The organism is Rhizobium sp. WYCCWR 11128 (genome assembly GCF_013416305.1).
Taxonomy (GTDB): domain Bacteria; phylum Pseudomonadota; class Alphaproteobacteria; order Rhizobiales; family Rhizobiaceae; genus Rhizobium; species Rhizobium indicum.
Genome location: NZ_JACCEZ010000002.1, coordinates 537,710 through 561,578, shown reverse-complemented (window position 1 = coordinate 561,578; position 23,869 = coordinate 537,710). Strand labels below are relative to the sequence as shown.

General features: G+C 61.5%; 23 protein-coding genes, 1 tRNA gene and 1 riboswitch. Of the genes, 14 read left to right on the top strand and 10 right to left on the bottom strand.

The annotated features are described in order from the left end of the window. Positions 1 to 15: 15 nt before the first annotated feature. The 4 genes from HX898_RS10420 (at position 16) to HX898_RS10405 (ending at position 2,700) form a co-directional block, all read left to right on the top strand. Positions 16 to 663 carry a response regulator transcription factor gene (locus tag HX898_RS10420; RefSeq protein ID WP_003545225.1) on the top strand — a complete coding sequence of 216 codons (648 nt, stop codon included), beginning with the start codon at positions 16 to 18 and terminating at the stop codon, positions 661 to 663. Positions 664 to 785: 122 nt separating this feature from the next. Continuing rightward, positions 786 to 1,463: a helix-turn-helix transcriptional regulator gene (locus tag HX898_RS10415; protein WP_171599752.1), complete on the top strand. Its 678-nt coding sequence runs from the start codon at positions 786 to 788 to the stop codon at positions 1,461 to 1,463. An 11-nt stretch (positions 1,464 to 1,474) separates the two neighbouring features. Beyond that, complete coding sequence (locus HX898_RS10410) at positions 1,475 to 2,185, top strand: thermonuclease family protein (protein ID WP_180194608.1); 711 nt, start codon at positions 1,475 to 1,477, stop codon at positions 2,183 to 2,185. A gap of 101 nt (positions 2,186 to 2,286) precedes the next feature. Then, positions 2,287 to 2,700: a tellurite resistance TerB family protein gene (locus HX898_RS10405; RefSeq protein ID WP_003545221.1), complete on the top strand. Its 414-nt coding sequence runs from the start codon at positions 2,287 to 2,289 to the stop codon at positions 2,698 to 2,700. Between the two features lie 28 nt (positions 2,701 to 2,728). Here the strand turns inward: HX898_RS10405 and HX898_RS10400 are convergent, their stop codons facing one another. Continuing rightward, positions 2,729 to 3,604, bottom strand: coding sequence for a transporter substrate-binding domain-containing protein (locus HX898_RS10400; protein WP_171599754.1), 876 nt, complete (start codon positions 3,602 to 3,604; stop codon positions 2,729 to 2,731). 575 nt (positions 3,605 to 4,179) lie between these two features. Between HX898_RS10400 and HX898_RS10395 the strand changes: the two genes are divergently transcribed. After that, complete coding sequence (locus HX898_RS10395; protein WP_180194607.1) at positions 4,180 to 6,171, top strand: methyl-accepting chemotaxis protein; 1,992 nt, start codon at positions 4,180 to 4,182, stop codon at positions 6,169 to 6,171. A gap of 57 nt (positions 6,172 to 6,228) precedes the next feature. Here HX898_RS10395 and HX898_RS10390 read toward each other — a convergent pair whose 3' ends face one another. After that, entirely contained in the window at positions 6,229 to 6,609 is a 381-nt protein-coding gene (locus tag HX898_RS10390) for a VOC family protein (RefSeq protein ID WP_171599756.1), read from the bottom strand. Between the two features lie 422 nt (positions 6,610 to 7,031). On the opposite strand from HX898_RS10390, the gene HX898_RS10385 reads away from it, so the two are divergent. Then, on the top strand, positions 7,032 to 7,310 hold the full coding sequence (locus tag HX898_RS10385) for a hypothetical protein (protein ID WP_003545212.1): 279 nt from the start codon (positions 7,032 to 7,034) through the stop codon (positions 7,308 to 7,310). A 150-nt stretch (positions 7,311 to 7,460) separates the two neighbouring features. Here the strand turns inward: HX898_RS10385 and HX898_RS10380 are convergent, their stop codons facing one another. Continuing rightward, the gene (locus HX898_RS10380; protein WP_171599968.1) at positions 7,461 to 8,609 is read right to left on the bottom strand and encodes an AraC family transcriptional regulator; all 1,149 of its coding nucleotides are present in this window, start codon (positions 8,607 to 8,609) and stop codon (positions 7,461 to 7,463) included. A gap of 354 nt (positions 8,610 to 8,963) precedes the next feature. On the opposite strand from HX898_RS10380, the gene HX898_RS10375 reads away from it, so the two are divergent. The 5 genes from HX898_RS10375 to HX898_RS10355 are packed head-to-tail and all read left to right on the top strand — an operon-like array spanning position 8,964 to position 14,386. Beyond that, positions 8,964 to 10,010 (top strand): UDP-glucuronic acid decarboxylase family protein, encoded by a 1,047-nt coding sequence (locus HX898_RS10375; protein WP_138388186.1) that lies wholly within the window; start codon positions 8,964 to 8,966, stop codon positions 10,008 to 10,010. Further along, entirely contained in the window at positions 10,010 to 10,996 is a 987-nt protein-coding gene (gene galE, locus HX898_RS10370) for a UDP-glucose 4-epimerase GalE (protein WP_131661678.1), read from the top strand. The genes HX898_RS10375 and galE overlap by 1 nt, the downstream gene beginning before the upstream one ends. Further along, the gene (locus tag HX898_RS10365) at positions 10,993 to 12,900 is read left to right on the top strand and encodes a glycosyltransferase family 2 protein (RefSeq protein ID WP_180194606.1); all 1,908 of its coding nucleotides are present in this window, start codon (positions 10,993 to 10,995) and stop codon (positions 12,898 to 12,900) included. Before galE ends, HX898_RS10365 begins: the two co-directional genes overlap by 4 nt. Before the next feature lie 19 nt (positions 12,901 to 12,919). Further along, a complete protein-coding gene (locus HX898_RS10360) occupies positions 12,920 to 13,858 on the top strand; it encodes a glycoside hydrolase family 26 protein (protein ID WP_180194770.1) in 939 nt (312 codons plus the stop codon). A gap of 18 nt (positions 13,859 to 13,876) precedes the next feature. Next, a complete protein-coding gene (locus HX898_RS10355) occupies positions 13,877 to 14,386 on the top strand; it encodes a DUF995 domain-containing protein (protein ID WP_130763191.1) in 510 nt (169 codons plus the stop codon). A gap of 132 nt (positions 14,387 to 14,518) precedes the next feature. Here the strand turns inward: HX898_RS10355 and HX898_RS10350 are convergent. Together HX898_RS10350 and HX898_RS10345 are read right to left on the bottom strand one after the other, a co-directional pair. Beyond that, positions 14,519 to 14,592: transfer RNA gene (locus HX898_RS10350), tRNA-Gly, on the bottom strand. Positions 14,593 to 14,651: 59 nt separating this feature from the next. After that, positions 14,652 to 15,746: a 2'-deoxycytidine 5'-triphosphate deaminase gene (locus tag HX898_RS10345; RefSeq protein WP_012755918.1), complete on the bottom strand. Its 1,095-nt coding sequence runs from the start codon at positions 15,744 to 15,746 to the stop codon at positions 14,652 to 14,654. A gap of 72 nt (positions 15,747 to 15,818) precedes the next feature. Further along, positions 15,819 to 15,897: riboswitch (SAM riboswitch) on the top strand. Positions 15,898 to 15,939: 42 nt separating this feature from the next. Between HX898_RS10345 and HX898_RS10340 the strand changes: the two genes are divergently transcribed. Together HX898_RS10340 and apaG are read left to right on the top strand one after the other, a co-directional pair. Continuing rightward, on the top strand, positions 15,940 to 17,124 hold the full coding sequence (locus HX898_RS10340; RefSeq protein ID WP_171599759.1) for an O-succinylhomoserine sulfhydrylase: 1,185 nt from the start codon (positions 15,940 to 15,942) through the stop codon (positions 17,122 to 17,124). Between the two features lie 283 nt (positions 17,125 to 17,407). Then, positions 17,408 to 17,800: a Co2+/Mg2+ efflux protein ApaG gene (gene apaG / locus HX898_RS10335; RefSeq protein WP_003545191.1), complete on the top strand. Its 393-nt coding sequence runs from the start codon at positions 17,408 to 17,410 to the stop codon at positions 17,798 to 17,800. A gap of 204 nt (positions 17,801 to 18,004) precedes the next feature. On the opposite strand, the gene HX898_RS10330 is transcribed toward apaG, so the two are convergent. The 4 genes from HX898_RS10330 to HX898_RS10315 all read right to left on the bottom strand — a co-directional run bounded on the left by HX898_RS10330 (position 18,005) and on the right by HX898_RS10315 (position 21,964). Continuing rightward, complete coding sequence (locus tag HX898_RS10330) at positions 18,005 to 18,592, bottom strand: hypothetical protein (protein ID WP_138332416.1); 588 nt, start codon at positions 18,590 to 18,592, stop codon at positions 18,005 to 18,007. Positions 18,593 to 18,724: 132 nt separating this feature from the next. Further along, positions 18,725 to 19,717, bottom strand: coding sequence for an Hsp33 family molecular chaperone (locus HX898_RS10325; protein WP_130761654.1), 993 nt, complete (start codon positions 19,715 to 19,717; stop codon positions 18,725 to 18,727). Positions 19,718 to 19,807: 90 nt separating this feature from the next. Beyond that, positions 19,808 to 20,722, bottom strand: a complete 915-nt coding sequence (argF, locus tag HX898_RS10320) for an ornithine carbamoyltransferase (RefSeq protein WP_138332415.1) — start codon at positions 20,720 to 20,722, stop codon at positions 19,808 to 19,810. 42 nt (positions 20,723 to 20,764) lie between these two features. Then, positions 20,765 to 21,964 (bottom strand): aspartate aminotransferase family protein, encoded by a 1,200-nt coding sequence (locus tag HX898_RS10315; RefSeq protein WP_138332414.1) that lies wholly within the window; start codon positions 21,962 to 21,964, stop codon positions 20,765 to 20,767. Positions 21,965 to 22,384: 420 nt separating this feature from the next. On the opposite strand from HX898_RS10315, the gene HX898_RS10310 reads away from it, so the two are divergent. Next, positions 22,385 to 22,918, top strand: a complete 534-nt coding sequence (locus tag HX898_RS10310) for a GcrA family cell cycle regulator (RefSeq protein ID WP_012755911.1) — start codon at positions 22,385 to 22,387, stop codon at positions 22,916 to 22,918. A gap of 247 nt (positions 22,919 to 23,165) precedes the next feature. Here the strand turns inward: HX898_RS10310 and phoB are convergent, their stop codons facing one another. After that, on the bottom strand, positions 23,166 to 23,849 hold the full coding sequence (gene phoB, locus HX898_RS10305; RefSeq protein WP_003545181.1) for a phosphate regulon transcriptional regulator PhoB: 684 nt from the start codon (positions 23,847 to 23,849) through the stop codon (positions 23,166 to 23,168). Positions 23,850 to 23,869 lie beyond the last annotated feature (20 nt).

The window sequence follows — 23,869 nt, the reverse complement described above, 5'->3', positions numbered from 1 at the left end:
GGGAGGGAGTTTTCGATGCAGGAACAGACCATCATCATTGCGGACGATCATCCGCTTTTCCGTGACGCGCTGCGCCAGGCGGTGATCGGCATGGAAGGCCGGCAGTCGATCGTCGAGGCCGGCGATTTCGCCGCCGCGCGCCGGGCAGCCGGCGCCCATGCGGATGCCGACCTGATGCTGCTCGATCTCGCCATGCCCGGCGTCAGCGGCTTTTCCGGCCTGATGGCTCTGCGCTCCGAATTCGCCAGCCTGCCGATCGTCATCGTCTCGGCAACCGACGATGCGACGACCATCCGCCGGGCGCTGGAACTCGGCGCTTCCGGCTTCATTTCGAAGTCCTCCGGTATCGAGGATATTCGCCGCAGCATCCAGACGGTGCTTGCCGGCGACATCGCCACGCCGGAAAGCTATCGCGACGGGCAGGAGCAGGATCCCGATGTCGCCGACCTGATCCACCGCCTGCATACGCTGACGCCGCAGCAGAGCCGGGTGCTGACCATGCTCGGCGAAGGGCTACTGAACAAGCAGATCGCCTACGAACTCGGCGTCTCCGAGGCGACGATCAAGGCGCATGTCTCGGCGATCCTGTTGAAACTCGATGTCGACAGCCGGACGCAGGCCGTCATCCAGCTCGGCAAGATCAACATGGCGATGGTCGCCTGAGCGCAGCCGACTGCCCGGCGACAGGATTTTATTCCTCCTTTATCTTTACTCCGCCAGCGCGGTCGGTTAATATTCCGCTTGGTTGAAGCGCGGCGCTTGATCCGCCGCACGGAATCGCGCGCATGCTGTCACACAACCAGATCTGGGAAGCGCTCGACAGGCTTGCCGAACGGCACGAACTGACGCCGTCCGGTCTTGCGCGGCGCGCCGGCCTCGACCCGACCTCCTTCAACAAATCGAAACGGCTCTCCGCCGACGGGCGGCTGCGCTGGCCCTCGACGGAATCGATCGCCAAGGTGCTCGACGCCACGGGTGCGAGCATGGAGCAGTTTCTGGCCTTCATGCGGGCGGACACCGGTCCCTCCGAGCAGCAGGCCAGGCAGCAGGAAAACGCGTTTCAGCCGCAAGGCCGCCCCATTCCGCTGCTTGGCTTCGCCCAGGCGGGCGCCGGCGGTTTCTTCGACGATGGCGGCTTTCCGGCCGGCCAGGGCTGGGACGTGGTGGAATTTCCGGCCGCTCCTTCGCAGAAGGCCGGCGTCTATGCGCTGGAGGTGCAGGGCGAGAGCATGATGCCGCTCTACCGCGACGGCGACGTGCTGATCGTCGAGCCGGGGGCGCAGGTGCGCCGCAACGACCGCGTCGTCGTGCGCACAAACGAGGGCGAGGTGATGGCCAAGGTGCTGCTGCGCCAGAGCCCGCGGTCGATCGAGCTGATGTCGCTCAATCCCGAACATCCCAACCGCACCCTCGAGCTTTCCGACATCGCCTGGATCGCCCGGATCATCTGGGCCAGCCAATAGGAAGATATTCCATGCGCCCTGCCGCCTTCATCACAGGTATCACGGGGATGGCGGTGGTGGCCGGCCTGCTGCTAGCAGGCGAAGCAAGGCTTGGCGGCGGCACGGCCGGGGAAGAGACGGCGTCCGCAGAGGAGAGGGCGACGGCAGCCGCGGATGCTGCTCCCAAAGCCGGCGAACGTGCGACGATGTCGGACGACCGTGCCGAAATGATTGCTCGCTCAGTGGAGCCGACGGCTCCGCCCTCTCAGGCGCCAAGCGATGGCGGGACACCCAAACCGGCCGATGCACCGCAACAAGCGGAGACGCCGGCCGGGGAAACGCCAAGTCCCACTGCGAAAGAGGCGGTGGAGCTGGCGAGGCCGATGGTCGATAATGCCGGCATTCTTTCCTTTGGCGAGCGCCGGCTTCTGCTTGCCGGCATCGTGCCGACGCCCACCGACAGGATATGCGGGCCGACGGGCCGGCAATGGCCCTGCGGCATGATGGCGAAGACGGCGCTGCGCCTGCTGTTGCGCAACCGCAGCGTCAGCTGCGATCTCGAGACGGTGGAATGGAAGGAAACAGTAACGACTGCCTGCCGGCTCGGCACAGAGGATCTCGGCTTATGGCTCGCCGAAAACGGCTGGGCGGAAGCAGCAGTGGGTTCGCCGCTTATGGCTGCCGCCGAAAAGGCCAGGCAGGCAGGAAAAGGCCTCTACGGCGATGATCCACGCCGCAATTAAACCGGCAGCCACGACAGCGTCGGACAGCCCCGGATCGGGCCGATCCCTTGTAATGGCGGTCGCCAATTCCTAATCTGGGCTGACCGAAAAAGGAATCAGAGATGAACAAGCCGCTTTCCGCCCATGACGCGCTGATCTACGTGATGGTGATGGCATCCGCCGTCGACAGCACGATGAACGACAGGGAGATGACAAGGATCGGCCAATTGATCGGATTCCTGCCGGTTTTCCGGGATTTCGACGACGACAAGCTGATTGCGGTGGCGCGCGACTGCGCCTCGCTGCTGGCCGGACCGGAAGGCCTCGACGTCGTCCTCGAAACCGTGCGCGATACCTTGCCCGCAAAGCTCTACGACACGGCCTATGCACTGGCCGTCGAGGTGGCATCTGCCGATCTCTCGGTCAAGGCGGAGGAGTTGCGGCTGCTCAGCCTGCTGCGTGACCGGCTCGGCCTGGATAAGCTCACCTGCGCGGCGATCGAGCGCAGCGCCATTGCCCGCTTCCGCAAGGGCTGAATGCATCAGCTTTGGATTGCTGCATAATTCAATAAAGGCCGTAGGGGAAATACCGTAGATAGATTTCCTGGAGGCGGCCGTTGCGCGACAGCGTGGCGAGCGCGTGGTCGATGGCGGATGTCAACACGCTGTCCTTCTGCCGCAGCATGATCGTCATGCCCTCGCCGAGGAAATGCTCGGAGAGATAGGGGCCGTCGAACAGCGCGCAGCATTTGGCTGAGGCCGGCGAAGAGACCCAGAAGGAAAGCTGCAGCGCATCGGCAAAGGCGGCATCGACCTTGCGGTCCTTGAGCGCCGCAAGCAGGGCGTCCTTCGTGTCGAATGGCTCGGCCTTGAGCGTGGGAAAAAAGGCGGCCAGCATCGCCTCGTGCACCGTCCCCCTGACCACACCGACCGGATGGCTGGAAAGCGCGGCAGCGGTCTTTCCGTCGAGCGGCACGGCAAGATTGCGCACGAAGCGCGCCGGCAGCATCAGATAGGGCCTGGAGAAGAGGAATTGCCGGCGCAGCTCCGGGGTCACGGCAAAACCGGCGATGACGGCATCCCCCTGCGAGGCGGCGAGCGCATCCCTGAGGTCGGCGAAGGGGATCGCCTGGATCTGGCACTTATCCGATATTTCCAACTCGCCGCAGATTTCGCGGGCGAGGTCGACATTAAAACCGGAAAGCTTGCCGTTCTGATCGGTGAAATTGAACGGTGGGAAATCGACCGACGTCAGGAAGCGCAAGCGCACCAGCGAAGAGAGATCGGGCCTCGCAAGACGCTCGCGCGCATCGAAGAGCAGCGGCAGCGAGGGCGCCGCCTGCTGAGCCGATGCGGCAAAACTTGAAAAAAACGCGCCGAGAAACAGGCCGAGCGTGAAAAAACCCTTCAGAGTCAGGGATGCCGGCTTGGATTGCATCATCGTGATCGTTGTCTCTGGGTTAAGCGCGAAGCGTGCGGCGTCGGCGAGATGTATCAGAGTCATGCGTGGTGGGGAATATGGGTGGGAGTGAGGGGAGCGGCGCCGCGCAGAGGAATAGCCTTCATACGACATCCTCGGCCCAGGGAGATCGCCGACGCCAGCCCCTCATCCGGCTGCCGCCACCTCTCCCCGTAAACGGGGCGAAGGGGGATAGCCGCGACCTCTCCGTTTCTCGCCAGCCTCTCGCGGGGCGCGTCCCCTCGCCCCGTTTACGGGGAGAGGGTTAGGGTGAGGGGCAGCCATCGGCGCCAACCGGACAGCCCTGGCGCAAGACTCGAGACGACAATTCAGTCCCTAAAAATCACAGCCAACCACCGCCTCGTGTTAGCGCGGAATTAAAGAATATCGCCTTTATTTGTTGCGACGACATCGGACCCCGCCAGCCGATCGCATGATGCAAGCGTCAGCCCAAACGTAATCCCTAAACCGCGATATTGAAGCAGCGTTTTTCTGCAACAATTGATTTCAAAAGCACCGGGCGCGCGAGCACGCCCCGTCAATCGGGTGACATTTCTATGCTGAAACATCTGAAAATCCGCACAAAAATCATATCCGTCGTGGCGCTCCTGGGGCTGATCACCATGTCCGGGCTGATCTATGTCATATCCGAGTTCCGCCGTGCGGACGCCGCCTACAGCGCCTTCATCGATCATGAGGCGCAGGCCTCGATGCTGAGCGCGCGTGCCAGCGCATCGGCGGTGGCCTCGGTGCTGCAGGTAAGCCTGCTTGCCGACATGAAACCCGATACGCCCGAATTCCAGAAGGCGCTCGCCACACCGAGCAAGCTGCCACAGGCGCGTGACCGCATGAAGCAGGCGCTGGCACTGGTGCCCAGCCGCAAGCCGGCGATCGATGAAATTCAGGCGGGCATCGATGAGATCGAAACGCTGGCGAACAAGATCATCGAACAGAGCAAAGCCAAGGACGACGCCGGCGCCCAGGCGAATGTTGCCCTGATCAATGCCAAGCTCGATGCACTGACGCCGAAGATGATCGCCAACAATGATGCGATGATGGCGATGCTCAACGATGGCGGCGACGCGCTCTCGGCTTCCGTCAACGAACGGATCGTCTTCTGTCTCGTTCTGATCGGCATCGCCGTTCTCGCTGCCGTCGGCTTCAGCGTGGTCGTGGCCCAGATAGGCATCGCCGGCCCGATGATGCAGCTGCGCCAGCGCATGACGCGGCTTGCCGAGGGCGATACGACAAGCGATGTCAGCGGCCTCGACCGCGGCGACGAAGTCGGCCAGATGGCAAAGGCCGTTTCGGTCTTCCGCGACAATGCGATCGAGCGCGCCCGGATCGAAGCGCGCGCCGAAACAGACCGCGACGTCAGCGACAGCGAGCGCCGCGACCGCGAGGCGCAGAAGGCCCGCGAAGCATCTGAACTCGACCGCGCCGTCACCGCGCTCGGCGACGGCCTGCGCCGCCTTGCCGCCGGCGATCTCGCCTCGCATATCGCCGAGCCCTTCGTCGCGCATCTCGATGCGCTGCGTGAGGATTTCAACAACTCGGTCGAGAAGCTCAACGAGACCCTGCATACGGTCGGCGCCAATGCCCGGGCGATCGGCGCCGGCGCCAACGAGATTCGTTCCTCCGCGGACCAGCTTTCCCAGCGAACGGAACAGCAATCGGCCTCCGTCGAAGAGACGGCAGCAGCGCTGGAGGAGATCACCACGACGGTGCGCGACGCCGCCAAGCGGGCCGAGGAGGCGAGCCAGCTCGTCGCCCGCACCCGCCTCGGTGCCGAAAAGTCAGGCGAGGTCGTCCGCAAGGCCGTCTCCGCCATGCAGCAGATCGAGAAGTCCTCGGGCGAAATCTCCAACATCATCGGCGTCATCGACGACATCGCCTTCCAGACCAACCTTTTGGCTCTAAACGCAGGCGTCGAAGCGGCCCGTGCCGGCGACGCCGGCAAGGGCTTTGCAGTCGTCGCTCAGGAAGTGCGCGAGCTCGCCCAGCGCTCGGCGAAGGCGGCCAAGGAGATCAAGGCGCTGATCAGCACCTCCGGCTCGCATGTGCAGACCGGCGTCTCGCTGGTCGGCGAAACCGGCAAGGCGCTCGACGCAATCGTCCACGAAGTGCAGGAGATCAACCAGCACGTCCACGCGATCGCCGAAGCCTCCCGCGAACAGTCGATCGGACTGCAGGAGATCAACACCGCCGTCAACACCATGGATCAGGGCACGCAGCAGAATGCGGCGATGGTCGAAGAATCCACTGCCGCCAGCCACAACCTGGCAACGGAAGCGGCAGCACTCAACAACCTGCTCGGCCAATTCAGGCTGACCGGCACCGGCGGCTTCACCGCCAGCGCGTCAATCGCCACGGCACCACGCGCGCCCACGCGCCCGGCCGCCAGGGCAGCTCCGGTCCGCGTCGCCCGCGAAGGCACTGCCCGCCCGGCCGCCTCGCCGGCCCGCGCGCTCGGCCAGAAAATCGCCAACGCCTTCGGCGCCGGCAGCAGCACATCGCCGAGCCAGGATCCCGACTGGACGGAATTCTGAGCCGGTCAAGACAGGCATTGGCAAGGGCGGCTGCGGCCGCCCTTGCTATTTGAGGACCTAACCCGGCCGCCAGCCGATCTCGACGAGGATGTTTCCGGGCGCCGTGCAATAGAATAGCCAGCCGCCGCGCATGGCGACCGGCGGGCCAGACAGATCCGCACCGGCAGCCACAAGCCCGGCATGGACCGCATCGACGTCCGCCCTTTCGGGCAGAATGAAGCCGATGTGATAGGTCTGGCGCCCGATCTCCACTTGATCGGCGGTGCCGAATTTTGCGATTGCGTGGCTGAGGACGATTTCGAGGCCGGCATCGTCTTCCAGGATCGCGAGGCCGTTCTGGCCGCGCATATCCTTAAGCCTCAGGCCGAAATGGCGGATCAAGAAATCCGCCGTGGCAGCGATATCGGGAACGTGGAAATCGAGATGGTTCAAGCGCATGACAGTCTCCGTTCGAAAAAATCCCGGGACTGCCTTTTTGCCGTCTCCGCACGCCGCCGGGATCCCGCATCTTCATGCGGATCACGTCGCGGGTTCTCGTGCCGTGGCACGGAGCAGAGCTTCGCCACAGCGCTTAACGCTCCAGCGGAAGGGATCGGGCTTACCTCAACCGATCCTGCCTTTTTCGACGAGGCCGATCTAGCAGACGGCATCGGTTTCGGCAATGGATGGGTCGGCGCATCTGGAGGATCCGGATTTTCACCCTAATATCAACAGGTGGATGTCGCGTCCCGCCGGCCGCTCGATCACGGCGCCCCCGGCGACGCTTCCCGAAGGATTGAAGCGCGGCATGGGCATTCGTGTCGTGAACTCTATCCGGTGAGGCGTAGAGTGATATTATTCAGGCATTGGGAGGGATGGACATGAAAGCTGCAATCATCGGCCTCGTCGGCACGCTCGTTCTGGCGGGATGCAACACCGTCAGCTATAGCGGACCGGGCCTCGAACCCATCCCCGGCAGCATTACCTATAGCGGCCAACCGCGCACCAAGCTCACCAAATCACCCCCCGGCTCCGCCTTTCCGCATGATTTCATCGACCAGTACGGCCGGCAGGTCGAGGAAACCTACATCATCCAGCCCGACCGGAGCCTGATCATCGCGCATCGGCAATACAAGCCGATCCGGTTTTTCGGGGATTAGAGCCTTTCCTGGTCAGATATGAAAAGGAGCGAAGCAGGCATCATAGACCGCAACAGGCGGTTTAGAGGCCATGGGTCTGGATCAAATCCGCAGTGTCTTCGGCGATCGCCGCTTAACGGACTTCGAGTCTGGATTTCAGCCCGAGCCGGATCAACCCGTCAGGGCCAGCCAATCACCGATCGTTTTTCCGGAACGCCGCGTGGAGTGGATGGCCGGAGCCGGCCGCTGTTGGGTTGCCATCGTCCTTCGGATTTCACGCGGGCTCAGCCCGAATTCGTGGATGAAGGCGCGCGTAAAATTGGCGGCGACCTCGAAACCGGCGGCTTCTGCGATTTCTGAAATCGGCCTGTGGTCGGCCGAATTGCTGAGATCCGCATAGGCCTGCAGCAATCGCCGCTTGCGAATATAATTGAGCACGCCTCCGCTCGCCTCAAACAGTTGGTAAAGCCGCGTACGCGAAATCCCCAACGCGCGGCACATCACGTCCGGTGTCAGGTTTTCCGAATGGAGATTGACGTGAATGTAGCGGTGCGCCCGCTCCATCAGTCCCATATTGGCCTGGTTTTGACCGGTATCAGTCCTTGTGGACGATGCGGCGCCCGCAACGACCATATCGCCAATGGTTTGGATGATCCGGGGCACTTCCTCTATCGTCAGATTGCCGAGGTTCGTTTCGAGGCCCGTCAGATAGCCCGTGAGCAACTCGGCGTGGCTGCCCGAAAGAACCGTGTTGCCGGCGCTCTGGAGAAGGCTCGCATCGCGAGCCAGCATCTCATACGGCAGGAACACGAGCAAAGCTTCGGTATCGGTCGTCCGTCCGCGATAGGGGCTGCCGAGAGACATGAAAAATATCTCGCCGGCACCGGTCTCGGTGACACGACGGTTGACCTCGGTCCAGGCCTGGCCGCTGCGCTGCAGGCCGACGTTCCAATGGTCGATGGGGCTCGATCGAAGCATGGCCTGATCGCGGATATATCTGTGGGCATGCGCGCGCTGCTGGACGATGAGGATATCGCCGAGCTGCCAGCCGGTCTGCTCCGCGAGGAATCCGTCTTCGGGTGATTTTCCCTCCGGCAGATGAACATCCACGAGCGGCGCCATATGTGCCCGCCAGGCCTGGAATTGTTCTGCCGGTGGCAGGTCCTGCGTCGAGAATCGCAGCGGCTCGAGTGCAGGGGAGGCATGGGGTGGGCGTTCCTTGCGCATAGCCGGTTCACGCGGCCAGCGCCGCCGCTCCATATGCGCCGGCCGTTCCTGTTCCGCGGCAGGATCATCGTCGGATTCAGACCCTGTAGCCATCCAATTCCTCCAGCGCATAACCCGACCCGAGCCATGGAAATTGAGAAAAGCAATTGTTTTTGCGGCTGAAATCTCCGCAGAACTCCGTCTGAAAAAGCGGAAGTGCCCGAAGATTCTCCTGCATAAGTTGTTTATCATATTCCTTTTCGCTCTGAAATGTACGGAGCGATAATTTCCAGGACGCGAGGATAACGACAATTGCCTTTCTTAGCTGTATCTAAATAAGCATCGGTTCATTCCAAAAGAAAAACCGGACGAATAAAATATTCGCATGATCGAACGACTTGGTTTCGCGATATGTCGAAGTAAATATCGAATATCCCATAGCAAACTCTGAAAACACGGGAGGTAGTCGTGAACTATCTTGGCAGGATTCGTGCGCGCTCTGTAAAATCTTCGGCTCGTGATGCAAATTGTCCATCCGGAATACACCACGCTCCCAAGAGAGTTCTTGTCACCGGCGGTGCAGGTTTCCTCGGATCCCATCTCTGCGAGACGCTTTTGGCCTCCGGACACCAGGTGATCTGCCTCGACAATTTTTCCACCGGCATGCGGCGCAATATCACCCATCTGAAGCGAGTCGATCGCTTCAATGTCATCGCCCACGATATCGTCCACCCGCTCGATCTGGAAGTCGACGAGATCTACAACCTCGCCTGCCCGGCATCGCCCCCGCATTATCAGGCCGATCCGATCCATACGACTAAGACCTGCGTGCTGGGCTCCCTCAACCTTCTGGAGCTGGCCGCGCGCACCGGCGCACGTATCCTTCAGGCATCCACCTCCGAAGTCTACGGCGACCCGAACGTCCACCCGCAGGTCGAAAGCTACTGGGGCAACGTCAATTCGTTCGGGCCACGCTCCTGCTACGACGAGGGCAAGCGGTGCGCCGAGACGCTGTTCTTCGACTTCCACAACACGCACGGCGTCGAGATCAAGATCATCCGCATCTTCAACACCTACGGCCCGCGGATGCGTCCGGACGACGGCCGCGTCGTCTCGAATTTCATCGTTCAGGCCCTGACGGGGCAAGACATCACGATATATGGCGACGGTTCCCAGACCCGCTCGTTCTGTTTCGTCGATGATCTCATCGGCGGCATGGTCCGCATGATGGCCTCACCGTCGTCGCTGACGGGGCCGGTCAATCTCGGCAATCCTGGCGAATTCACGATCCGGGAGCTGGCCGAGCAGGTGATCGGATTGACCGGCTCCCGGTCGCAAATCATCCATCGCGCTCTGCCGGTTGACGATCCCCGTCAGCGTCGCCCCGATATTTCGCTTGCCATGCAGGAACTCGACTGGCGGCCGAAGATCGACTTGTCGAGCGGCTTGCGTCAGACGATCGACTATTTCGATGGCGTTCTCACCCGTCCGGCACGCGAACTGGAGGCGGTCTGATGGCTGCGCCCCGGGTCCTTGTCACGGGCGGTGCCGGCTATATCGGCAGCCACACCGCCAAGCTCCTCCGCTCGGAGGGGATTGAGCCTGTCGTCTACGACAATCTCACGACCGGAAACCGTTCGTCCGTGCGCTGGGGCCCTTTCGTCGAAGGTGACGTCCTCGACACGTCATGCCTGATCGAGGTCATCGAGAAATATGCTCCCGATGCCGTCATCCACTTTGCCGCCTCGGCCTACGTCGGCGAGTCCGTGGAAAACCCAGCGAAATATTACAATAACAATGTCTGCGGTGCATTGTCGCTTATCGATGCCTGCCGGCAGACGGGGCTTCAAAACGTCATCTTCTCATCGAGTTGTGCCGTCTACGGCGTCCCCTCCGTGCTGCCGATCGATGAGACGTTGCCGAAGGCTCCGATCAATCCCTACGGCAAGACCAAGCTGATCTTCGAGCATATGCTCGCCGACTATGCGGCGGCCTACGGCCTGCGGTATGTTGCCCTGCGCTACTTCAATGCCTGTGGAGCCGATCCGGACGGCGAGCTTGGCGAATGGCACGTTCCGGAAACCCATCTCATTCCGCGGGCGCTGCTGGCCGCGGCCGGCCGGATTCCGCACCTGGAGATATTCGGCGATGATTACGATACCCCTGACGGCACCTGCATAAGGGACTATATTCACGTCGCAGATCTCGCGCGCGCCCATGTTCAGGCCTTCACCCATCTCGCCAAAGGCGGAGCAAACCTCGCTGTCAACCTCGGCACCGGTCGGGGTTTTTCCATCAGGGAAGTGCTGCGCGTGATTCAGGAAACGACCGGGTGTGAAGTCCCGGTCGTCATCCATCCACGCCGGCCGGGCGATCCGCCCAGCCTCTACGCCGACGCCAGCCTGGCCCGCGAGACGCTCTGCTTCCAGCCTCGATATTCCGACCTCGAAACCATCGTGCGGACGGCGGCTCCGTTCTTCGGACTGGAGGCGCGCGCGTGACCGAACTTGCGATTACCCGAGCGATGCATGCTCCGGAACCCTCCCACGAGCCACTTCTTGTCCCGGTTCTGACCGGACATCGACGGGCCGAATATCTGTTCTCGGCGGCCGTATGGTCCTGCGCCTTCGCCTATTTCTGGATCTGGTGGCTGGAGCCGCGCCATCACGTCGATGCTTTCGGCACAATTACGGTGAGCCTCGTTCTTGCCTGGGTTACCGCTCTGCCAGCCTATTTCATCGTCGTCTTCTATCGGGCGGCAAGACCGAACGGTCCCTTGCGCCTGCCGGCGGGCAGTCGAGTGGCCATGGTCGTGACCAAGGCGCCGGCCGAACCCTTCTCGGTCGTCAGTGAGACCCTGCTGGCAATGCTTGCCCAGGAGGTGGAACACGACACCTGGCTTGCCGACGAAGACCCTTCCCCCGAGACTCTCGACTGGTGCTCCGGGCACGGGGTCCTCGTCTCGACCCGCAAGGGGCGATCCGATTATCATCGGACGTCGTGGCCCCGACGCACGCGGTGCAAGGAAGGCAACCTCGCCTTCTTCTACGACCACTACGGCTACAGCCGCTACGATTTCGTGGCGCAACTCGATGCGGATCATGTTCCCGCGCCCGACTATCTCTTCCATATGCTGCGTCCGTTCGCCGATCCAAAGGTCGGCTATGTCTCCGCCCCCAGCATTTGCGACAAGAACGCTTCCGAAAGCTGGTCGGCACGTGGAAGGCTCTATGCCGAGGCCAGCATGCATGGCTCGCTCCAAGCCGGTTACAATGGCGGCCTGGCGCCGATGTGCATAGGGTCGCATTACGCGGTACGTACCGTCGCCCTCAAACAGATCGGCGGCCTCGGTCCGGAGTTGGCTGAAGACCATTCGACGACATTGATGATGAATGCCGGCGGCTGGCGGGGTGTGCATGCGCTGGATGCCATCGCCCATGGTGACGGCCCCAGAACCTTCAGCGATCTCGTGACGCAGGAATTCCAGTGGTCGCGCAGCCTGGTCATGGTGCTGTTGCGGTACTCCCCGAGCCTCGTCGGCCGGCTGCCGGCCCGGCTCAAGTTCCAGTTCCTCTTTTCGCAACTCTGGTATCCGCTTTTTGCGTTCTTTATGTTGCTCATGTTTGCGTTGCCGATCATCGCGCTCGTGCGCGGCCAGAATTTCGTGACGGTGACCTATCCCGATTTCCTGGCGCATTTCGCACCGCTTTCTATCGCTCTCGTGGTGATGGCTTATCGCTGGCGCGCCAGCAGCTCGTTCCGCCCCTACGACGCCAAGATCCTGAGCTGGGAATGCATGCTCTTTCTCTTCGCCCGCTGGCCCTGGGCGCTCGCCGGTACGCTGGCTGCGGTGCACGATTTTGTAACAGGCTCCTTCGTCGATTTCCGCGTCACGCCGAAAGGCCGGTCCGAAGTCGATCTGCTGCCGGTGCGTGTCCTGGCGCCCTACGCTGTGCTGGCGCTCATGGCGGTATTGCCCGCCCTGGTAATCGCCGATGCCGGCGCCTCCAAGGGTGGTTACTTCTTTACCATCCTGAACGCCGCAATCTACTGCGCGCTGCTGTTGGTCATCGTCGGGCGCCATTCGAAGGAAAATGCGGTTGCGGCGGCCCCGCGTTTCTACCGTCCGGCGATGGCGACCGTGCTTCTTGCGCTTGTCGCGTTGCCGGGGGCTGCAACCATCATGCGCGGAAAGGATGCGACCGAGGCACTCGCCTGGGGCAGCGGCCGCCTTCAGCTGTTCGAAGAGCGCTACGCCGCCTCCGGTGCAGGCCGGGGCGGGACCGCCCTGCGCACGATCTTCTTCAAACCACGATGGATTTCCGATCCGGAGGAGATCCAACTGAGAACGGATGCCGCTCACCCGGATGTGCGGCCGAGCGTGGAGGAAATACACAATGCATAGCCCATCCAAAATAGCCCTGTTGTCGTTAACCGGCCTGTTGCTGTCGGGAGTCGCGGTCCTGCCGACCGCTCTGGGCAGTTCTGCCGAAGGGCAGCCGCTTGCAATGACGACATCGTCCATTGCGCCGCCGACCAAAATGCCGGTCGTCACGAAGGAGTCGATCACGTTCGGCGCCTATGATCCGCACGGAGATTTAGGCGCCTCGCCCGATTCGAAGATCGAACACCTCTTCCTGCCCTGGGAAGATGTCGATCTGCGCACGCTCGTCCTCGCCGACGATTATGCGCAAGCGCGTGGCCGCACCCTGCTGATCTCGGTCGAGCCCTGGACCTGGTCGACCGGTTCGCGCCAAACCTCGCAGGAACTGCTGCACAGCATCCTCAACGGTTCGCGCGATGCGAACATGGCCGCCGTCTGCTCGACTGCTGCCAAGCTGAAAAGTCCGGTCATCATTCGCTGGGGACAGGAAATGGACGAAACCGACAGCCAGTTCTCCTGGTCGCATTGGCAGGGCGACGATTATGCCAAGGCCTATCGCCGGATGGTGGAGGTCTGCAAGGTCCACCTGAAGACGGCCAAATACATGTGGTCACCGAAGGGCAATGAGGGGCTTCAAGCCTTTTATCCCGGCAACGATGTCGTCGATCTTATGGGGCTCTCGGTCTTTGGCCTGGAGCAATACGACAGGGACAAGACTGGCCGTGACCAGACGTTTGCCGAGCACCTTGCGCCCGGATACGCCCGTGTCGCTGGTTACGGCAAGCCCATCATGGTTGCCGAACTCGGCTACGAAGGCGGCGATTCCTTCGTGCGAAACTGGGCTGAGAGCGTAACGAAACGCTATCCCCAGTTCCCGGCCCTCAGCGCCGTTATCTACTTCAACGACCGTGAAGTCTATCCGTGGCCGGACGGCTATGGCCGCCCCGACTGGCGGGTCGTCCGCGAAAGCATCAATTGAACAACAAGGAACCTGAACATGTCCATGCTTCAAAAAATGTTCCTGGCCGTGGCCCTGACCAGCGGTATCGCCACGGCCGCGTCCGCTGCCGGAACCAATGAGCCTGCGGGGATCGAGACCGCAAAGCCGATGAGCAGCGCGGAAATCTATCGGCTCTACAACCAGAATTCCTGGATGTGGAAAGCCGGCGCCGGCTACTTCTCCGCAAAGGCGCGTCGCTTTACCGCCTGGTCGCGGGAAAATGGCTCGCCGTCCTTCGGCACGGGCCGCTGGTTCATCACGGAGTCGGGTAAACTCTGCTTCAACGCCGACTGGCACGCCAAGACCGGAACGGCGACGGCGATCACCTGCTTCAGCCACCGCAAGAAGGGTGGCCTGATTTATCAGAAACGCGAACCGGACGGTGAATGGTACGTTTTCAAGAGCGCACCGGCACAAGCCACCGACGAATTCGCAAAGCTTCGCCACGGCGACTACGTGAGGTCTCAATTGGGGAGGATTGAGACGAGCGTCAGTAAGACCAAATAAAGGCGAAGCTAGGGGTTGCGCGCGGCCGAGGCGCCATCTGTATCCTTGTAGGAGCCGATGCCTGCGCGCAACCCTTTTCATAAAAGATTGCGAAGCGCCTTCAAAAGGCGGCGAACGGACGGCCGGGGCAGCTGGAGCGGGTGAAGGGAATCGAACCCTCGTATTCAGCTTGGGAAGCTGCTGCTCTACCATTGAGCTACACCCGCGATGATGCGAGATTTCCAACAGATGGGGGCCGCTGTCAAGTCGCGCCGGGTGCAACGCTTCAGATGCGGAAGTGTTTCGAGAGTTTCAGGCCCTGGGCCTGGTAGTTGGAGCCGAGGCCGGAGCCGTAGAGGCTGGCGGGCTTTTCCTGCATATGTTCGTAGACGAGGCGGCCGACGATCTGGCCGTCTTCGAGGATGAAGGGCACTTCGTGGCTGCGCACTTCGAGCACCGCGCGGCTGCCGCGTCCGCCGGCAGGCGCATGGCCGAAGCCCGGATCGAAGAAGCCGGCATAATGGACGCGGAATTCGCCGACCAGCGGATCGAAGGGGGTCATCTCGGCTGCGTAATCCGGCGGCACATGCACGGCCTCGCGCGAGACGAGGATATAGAACTCATCGGGATCGAGGATCAGCTCGTTACGGCCGCGGCTGTGGAGCGGTTCCCAGAAATCGAAGAGGTCGTGCTCGGCCTTCTTGTCGACGTCGACGACGGCAGTGTGATGTTTGCCGCGATAGCCGATCAGGCCGTCCTTGTCTCCGGCGAGGTCGATCGACAGGGCAATGCCGCCGCCGGAAACATTGGGCAGCTTGCTGGCAACCAGCGTCTCGCTTTCATGCAGCTTCAAAAGTTCCGGCTCGCCGAGCAGGGCCTGGCCGACGCGGAAACGGATCTGCGACAGGCGTGAGCCGCGGCGCACGACGATCGGGAAGGTGCGCGGGCTGATTTCGAGATAGAGCGGGCCGGAATAGCCTGATGGAATCTTGTCGAATTCCTGGGCGTAATCGGTGATGACGCGGGTGAAGATATCGAGGCGCCCGGTCGAGCTCTTCGGGTTGGCCGATGCCGACATCTCGGCCGGCAGCGCTAAGCTCTCCATCAACGGCACGATATAGACGCAGCCGGTTTCAAGCACCGCGCCTTCGGAGAGGTCGATCACATGCAGGCTCAGCCGGTCGAGCTTGTCGGATACCAGATGCGAGGGGCCGGGCATGAAGCTGGCGCGCACGCGAAAAGCCTTGCCGCCCAAGCGCAGGTCGAGGCTTGCCGGCTGGATCTGGTCGCGGTCCAGCTCCCGCTCGGAGATCAGACGCCCCGTTTCGAACAGCGCGGAGATCGCGCGATCCGCCAGAATTCCCGTTTCGCGAGCCATCATGCCTCATCCATCATTTGCGCCGACAAAACCAAACTCGGGGAATTGACGCAAGCAGCTAACAGCAGTATTGCAGAATTATCCCGTGGTGATTTGGCCGGTCGGCTTGCAGCCACGTTAAATAAGTGGCTAAAAAGACCGGGTTGAAACCGGTCTGCTTTTGCGACCGGTTTTTTTGTTATGTGAAGGTGATGGCATGAGCAAGACCTGGCGCCCGGCAACCCAACTCGTCCACGGTGGCACGCTGCGTTCGCAATATGGCGAGACGTCCGAGGCAATCTATCTCACCCAAGGCTTCGTCTACGAGACGTCGGAGGCGGCCGAAGCCCGCTTCAAGGGCGAGACGGAGGGCTTCATCTACGCCCGCTACGGCAGCCCGACCAACGACATGTTCGAAAAGCGCATGTGCATGCTGGAAGGCGCCGAAGACGCCCGCGCCACCGCTTCCGGCATGGCCGCCGTCACCGCGGCGATCCTCTGCCAGCTAAAGGCCGGCGATCATATCGTCGCCGCGCGTGCCCTGTTCGGCTCCTGCCGCTGGGTCGTCGAGACGCTGGCGCCGAAATACGGCATTGACTGCACGCTGATCGACGGCCGGGATCTGGCGAACTGGGAAAAGGCGATCACGCCGAAGACCAAGGTGTTCTTCCTGGAAAGCCCGACCAATCCGACGCTCGAAGTGATCGATATCGCAGGCGTTGCCAAGCTCGCCAACCAGATCGGCGCCAAGGTCGTCGTCGACAACGTTTTCGCGACACCGCTCTTCCAGAAGCCCTTGGAGCTCGGCGCCCATATCGTCGTCTATTCCGCCACCAAGCATATTGACGGACAGGGCCGCTGCCTCGGCGGCGTCGTCCTTTCCGACAAGGAATGGATCGACGAGAACCTGCACGACTATTTCCGCCATACCGGCCCGGCCATGTCGCCGTTCAATGCCTGGACGCTGCTGAAGGGCATCGAGACGCTGCCGCTGCGTGTGCGCCAGCAGACCGAGAATGCGGCGAAGATCGCCGATTTCCTGGCCGAGCAAGGCAAGGTCGCCAAGGTCATCTATCCCGGCCGCAAGGACCATCCGCAGGCCGATATCATCGCCAAGCAGATGACCGGCGGCTCGACGCTGGTCGCCTTCGAGCTGAAGGGCGGCAAGGATGCGGCCTTCGCGCTGCAGAACGCGCTCGAGATCATCAAGATCTCCAACAATCTCGGCGACAGCAAGAGCCTGATCACCCATCCGGCAACGACGACGCACAAGAACCTGACCGAAGAGGCACGCGCCGAACTCGGCATTTCTCCGGGTACGGTCCGCCTTTCGGCCGGCATCGAGGATACCGACGACCTGATCGAGGATTTCGCGAAGGCGCTTGCCAAGGTCTCGGCCTGATCGACAGTCATGACGGCCGGACCCCACCCGGGTTCGGCCGGATCTCACCAAGGTGAGGCCGTGCCGGACCTCACTGGGTGAGGCCGGATCTCACCAAGGTGAGACCGGGGGGAACAAGTTCGCTCGCCGCGGCGTTCCGAAACGGAATTAACACTGACAATTAGGCTTAACGATCGAAAACCCCTCGGATCACAGCCATTTCAGCGATGATAATTGTTCCGTTTCTTGACGGACAGGGCCTCTTATAAGATACGGGTAACATATCTTGACTAAGGTGCAAGGCATGTATCGCGCCCTCACAAGAGAGATCGAAGTAGTCGTCGAGCCGTTCTATCTGGAGGAGCAATCCGATCCGGAAGACGACCGCTATGTCTGGGGTTACCGGATTGTCATCAGCAACAATTCCGGCATAGCCGTTCGGCTGGTCAACCGTTACTGGAACATCACCGACCAGAACGGCCAGGTGGACGAGGTGACCGGCCCCGGCGTCGTCGGCGAGCAGCCGCGGCTCAGCCCCGGCGACACCTACGAATATTCCTCCGGCTGCCCGCTCGACACACCCTCAGGGCTGATGTTCGGCCATTACCAGATGGAAACGGACGACGGCGAGATGTTCGATGTCGACATCCCCGCCTTCTCGCTGGACTCCCCGGGGCTGCTGCGGGTGCTTAACTAAACGCATGATCCCAAAATCGAGCGCGGGTTGAAGGCGGCAGAAGGCCTAAGCGCGTCCTATCGGGCGCAAGGGATCCAGACGTCATTTTCATCAGTCATCTACTAAAGCGCGTCGCGATCCTTCAGATTCGCGTACCGCACTTTAGGTCTTTGTTTTTCGCATGTCTTTGCAGCAAAACCGCTGCACACTTTGGCGAGACATGCTTTAAAGGTCAAAAGGATCCGAGGCCTGAGTACCTGGCTTTGCTTCAAATGGATCTTTTGATTGTGGCGGTGCCGGCTGTTGGGCAACGGCAGCATTTACCGCTTTTTGGCAGGCGAGCATCTCGTCGGTTGCCTTGACGGAATTTTTTAAACTCAGGGCAACAATCTCTTTTCCATTAAAGGTCGCGCGAAAGCTCAATTTACGAGCGAACTCGGCAACCAAGCTCGAATCCTTGAAGTCGATCCATAATGCCTTAAAGCCATCAAGGTCCACGGCGCTCGCATCAACCGTCCACTTTGAGCGATCTAAATAAAATTCAAGGGGATACTGCTTGCCGTCTTCCAAGGATTTCCAGTTTACATTTCCGATCAGAATGTAAAAAGGACTTTCCTTTTTGACATAATTGAAGCCAAGACGAAAAACCGTGCCGTCTTCAAAGGAAGTCAGAACAAAGCAGCCGTTGCCTAGAGTCTTGTCGACGACCACTTTCCAGCCGCCGACTTCTTTCCATTGGACTGTCTCGTCATCAGCCAAGCTCAATCGTGGCATCGCAGCTATGAGTGCGAGTACAAAAAACAAAAGTCGCATCAACGCCCCATCCCGCTTTCTTAGGCCAGAACCAATGAAACAGAATAGGTGCACAGTGACTACGCAAAGTCGAGTCATCGTGCTGTATCATCGCTAATCTTTTATTGTTGCTGTGTGTGTCCTTAACCGCGCCTATTCAGCCGGCTGAAGTTCGGCCGGCTCGAAGCGATAGGTGGTCGAGCAGAATTCGCAGGTGACGGCGATTTCGCCATCTTCCTGGCTGGCTTCGATCTCCTCGGCCGAAAAGCCCTTCAGCACGCCCTTGATCTTGTCGCGCGAACAGCTGCAGCGGTCGAAGACGGCGCGCGGTTCGTAGACGCGCACGCCTCGCTCGTGGAACAGGCGGAACAGCAGCCGCTCGGTACCAACCAGGGGGTCGGTCAGTTCATCGGCGTCGATGGTCTCGACCAGCGAACGTGCTTCGAGCCAGGCATCGTCCTCGCCATGCGGGCGGCTGCCGGTGTCGCCGTCGCCGCCGTGGAGATCCGGCTGGCGCATGCGCTCCGGCGCTTCCGGCAGGAACTGGGCAACGAGGCCGCCTGCCCGCCAGCGATGGCGCGGCTTTCCCGCATCGTCACGGTCGAAGAGTTCGGCCGCGGCGAGACGGACGCGCGTCGGGATCTGCTCCGATTGGCGGAAATAGACGCCGGCAATTTCTTCCAGCGTGGTGCCGTCGAGCGGAACGATGCCCTGGTAGGGCTGGCTGAACTTGCCCTGGTCGATGGTGAAGGCGAGAATGCCCTTGCCGAGCAATTGCTCAGGCTCGGTTTCGCCTGACTCGACGGCCTTGTTGAGCAGCGCCTGATCGAAACGGGCATAGGCGCGGACATTTTCCGGCGTCGAGAAATCGGCGACGAGAAGATCGACCGGGCCGTCGCCCTTGGTCTGCACCGTGAACTTGCCGTCGAACTTCAGCGACGTGCCGAGCAGCACCGTCAGCACGACGACTTCGGCAAGCAGCCGGGCAACGGGTGCGGGATAATGATGGCGCTCGAGGATGGCATCGAGCATCGGGCCGAGCTGGACGGCGCGGCCGCGCACATCCAGCCCCTCCACCTGGAAGGGGACGACATGGTCATCGCCGGCGAAATCGAACTGGCCGAGGGCGGCTGCAGCTTCTGCCATGGCTTTTCACTCCTAGTTTCAGAGCGATGGGCCAGCGTGCCCTTCGCTCACGCGGTCGCGAGTCTGTCTCTCGCGACGTCCGATTATGGTTCAGATCGCGCCCAGGCACCAAGCAAGAATCGACTTCTGCGCATGAAGACGGTTTTCCGCTTCATCGAAGACCACGGATTGCGGACCGTCGATCACATCATCAGTCACTTCCTCACCGCGATGGGCGGGCAGGCAATGCATGAACAATGCATCATTGCCGGCTTTGGCCATCAAGGCCGCGTTGACCTGATAAGGCTGGAAGACATTGTGACCCCGGGCCCGATGTTCCTGATTCATGGAGACCCAGGTATCGGTCACCACGCAATCGACGCCGGCGACCGCACGGTCGGCATCATGGCAGAGCATGATTTCGGCGCCCTCATTGCGGGCCCAGTTCAGATAGTGATCCTTGGGCTCGGAGCCAAGGGGTACGGCCATGTTCATGCGGTAGCCGAAACGCGCGGCACCCTCGACCAGCGAATGCAGCACATTGTTGCCGTCGCCGGTCCAGGCGATGGTCTTGCCCTTGATCGGGCCGCGGTGCTCTTCGAAGGTCATGATATCGGCCATGATCTGGCAGGGATGGGTGTCATCCGTCAGCGCATTGATCACGGGCACGGTCGCGTGCTCGGCAAGCTCCAGCATCCGGTTATGGTCGGTCGTGCGGATCATGATCGCATCGACATAGCGCGACAGCACCTTGGCGGTGTCGCCGATCGTCTCGGCGCGGCCAAGCTGCATCTCGGTGCCGGACAGGAACAGCGTTTCGCCGCCGAGCTGGCGCATGCCGACGTCGAAGGAGACACGGGTGCGCGTCGACGGCTTCTCGAAGATCATCGCCAGCATCTTGCCGGCGAGCGGCTTGTCGCCCGTGCCTGCCTTGAAGGCCTGCTTGCGGGAAAGCGCATCGTTCATGATGGTTCTGAGATCGGCTGATGTGACTGCCGAAAGATCGAGGAAGTGTTTTGGGCTCATATCGTCTTCTTACCTGTGCTGCGCCCGAAGGCGGCAAATTCTTCAAGCCGTCTTCTTGATCTTGGAAGCGCGGATGCTCTCGGCGGCGCGCTCGACGCGGGCAAGGCCCTCGCGGGCTTCCTCGGCGGTGACCACGAGCGGCGGAAGAAGGCGGATGACATTATCGCCGGCGGGCACGCCGAGCAGATGGGCGGCGCGGATCGCCTGCAGCAGTTCGGCTGAGGGAACGGCAGCCTTGATGCCGAGCAAAAGGCCCTCGCCCCTGATATCCTCGATCACATCGGGATAACGATCCTTCAGCGAGGCGAGGCCCTGCCGGAAGACAAGTGCGACGTCGCGCACCTGCTGGAGGAAGCCATCGGCAAGAATGATGTCGAGCACGGCGCTGCCGACGGCCATGGCAAGCGGATTGCCGCCATAGGTCGAGCCATGCGTGCCGGCCTTCATGCCGGAGGCGGCCTCTGATGTGGCAAGACAGGCGCCGAGCGGGAAACCGCCGCCGATGCCCTTGGCAACAGCCATGATGTCGGGGGTGACGCCCGACCATTCATGAGCGAAGAGCTTGCCGGTGCGGCCGACGCCGGTCTGGACCTCGTCGAGGATCAACAGCAGGCCGTTGTCGTCGCAGAGCTGGCGAAGCGCCTTCATGAACTCAGGCGTGGCAGGACGGACGCCGCCCTCGCCCTGCACCGGCTCGATGAGGATGGCGGCCGTCGCCTCGGTGATCGCGGCGCGGACCGCTTCGATATCGCCGAAAGCCACCTGATCGAAACCCGGCGCCTTGGGGCCGAAACCTTCGAGATATTTTTCCTGGCCGCCGGCAGCGATCGTCGCCAGCGTCCGTCCGTGGAAGGCGCCTTCGAAGGTGATGATATGGAAGCGCTCGGGATGGCCCTTGGAAAACTGATAGCGGCGCGCCGTCTTGATCGCGCATTCGAGCGCCTCGGCGCCCGAATTGGTGAAGAACACCTTATCGGCGAAGGTGGCGTCCGTCAGCCGTTTTGCCAGGCGCTCCTGGCCGGGGATCTCATAGATGTTCGACAGGTGCCAGACCTTGTCGGCCTGCTCCTTTAGCGCGCCGACCACATGCGGATTGCTGTGGCCGACGGAGGTGACGGCAACGCCGGCGCCGAAATCGAGATATCGCTCGCCAGTTTCGGTGATCAGCCATACGCCCTCGCCTCGCTCGAACCGCAGCGGGGCACGAGAATAGGTGTCATAAAGCGGCGCGGCTTCAGCCATGGCGCGATCTCCATCAAAGTTGCCGGGCAATGACTCCGGCTAAGGAAACCAGGCCCGAAAAATCAAAAATGCCGCCTTGCGGCGGCGAGTGGCACTATTTCCTTTTCGCGCTGCAATGTCAACAAAACGGCGCCCTTAGCGTATGCAGCACAGGTGTACAGCGGCATTTTCAGTCTTCAACAGGCATTATTGCAGAAATGACACGCAGGGGCAGCAAGTTGGGGAAAACTACGAATTCGATTCATCCGGATTCATGCGACTCTTGTCACGGAGTCAGGCTCACACTAGGTTAAAGATCAATTACTAGACTGCATGCGGCGGAACTAGTCACCAAAATTGATCAAGCGTTTCTTGTTTCGGAGCTCCCGGGACAACGGTGAGGGATTCTGCCATCACCAACGCAAAAGGTGGAGACAGGGCATGAACTGGACAGACGAGCGGGTCGAGAAACTCAAGAAACTTTGGGCCGAAGGACTGAGCGCCAGCCAGATCGCTGCGCAGCTTGGCGGGGTCAGCCGAAACGCGGTCATCGGCAAAGTGCACCGGCTGTGCCTTCCCGGCCGTGCCAAGGCCGGCGGCACCAATACCGCGGCGCGAACGCCGAAGCGCAATACATCGGCGCCGCGCGCGCCGAACTTCGCCTCCCGGATCACGACCCGCACCGTCACCCGCCAGCAGGGCGCGACGATGCTGAAGGAAGAGATCGAGATCGAAACGATCGAGGAAATGGAATACGTGCCGCGAGGCAATGTGGTGGTGCCGATTTCGCGCCGCCTCGGCCTGACGGAACTAACCGAGCGCACCTGCAAATGGCCGGTCGGCGATCCGCTGAAGGACGACTTCCATTTCTGCGGCTGCGAGTCCCCCGACAATTCGCCCTATTGCGGCTATCACCAGAAGCTTGCCTACCAGCCGGTGAACGAACGCCGCAGGGCAGCAGCGCGGGCCAGTTGAGCGCGGGCAACCATCGTTAGAATGCAGAAAACGGGCCGATTGGCCCGTTTTTTTATGCGCGGATGGAAGCTCAGGCTTCCCTCCGTCATGCTCGGCCTTGTGCCGAGCATCTGATCACCCCAATGACTTGAGGGTAAAACCTTTATTTTCAAATACTTAATTTAGCGAGCGCAGATCCTCGGCACAAGGCCGAGGATGACGTCGCGGGTTTTGCCAGGGCTTTGTCAGCAGGCTCAGATGGAAGCCCTCAGGCTTCCATCGAATAACCGGCGCCGCGGACGGTGCGGATGACGTCCTGCATGTTGGAGAAATTCAGCGCCTTGCGCAGGCGGCCGACATGGACGTCGACGGTGCGCTCGTCGACATAGATATCGTGGCCCCAGACGCCATCCAACAGCTGCGAGCGGGAGAAGACCCGGCCCGGCGACGACATCAGGAATTCCAGCAGGCGGAATTCGGTGGGGCCGAGGCGGACTTCGCGGGTCTTGCGATGGACGCGATGGGTCTCGCGGTCGAGCTCGATGTCACCGCATTTCAGCACCGTCGACAGCACCTCGGGGCGGGCGCGGCGCAGCATCGCCTTGACGCGGGCAACGAGCTCGGGGGTCGAGAAGGGCTTGACGACATAATCGTCGGCGCCCGTCGACAATCCACGGACACGCTCGCTCTCCTCGCCGCGCGCCGTCAGCATGATGATCGGCAGGCGCTCGGTTTCCGGCCGCATGCGCAGGCGCCGGCAGAGCTCGATGCCGGAAACGCCGGGCAGCATCCAATCGAGGATGAGAAGATCGGGCGTGCGCTCCTGGAGCCGCATTTCGGCTTCATCGCCACGAAGGATGGTATCGACCTCGAAGCCTTCCGCTTCGAGATTGTAGCGAAGAAGCACGCTGAGGGCTTCCTCGTCTTCAACAACTGCAACTCTCGGGATCATGCGTGTCGGTCTCCTCGCGC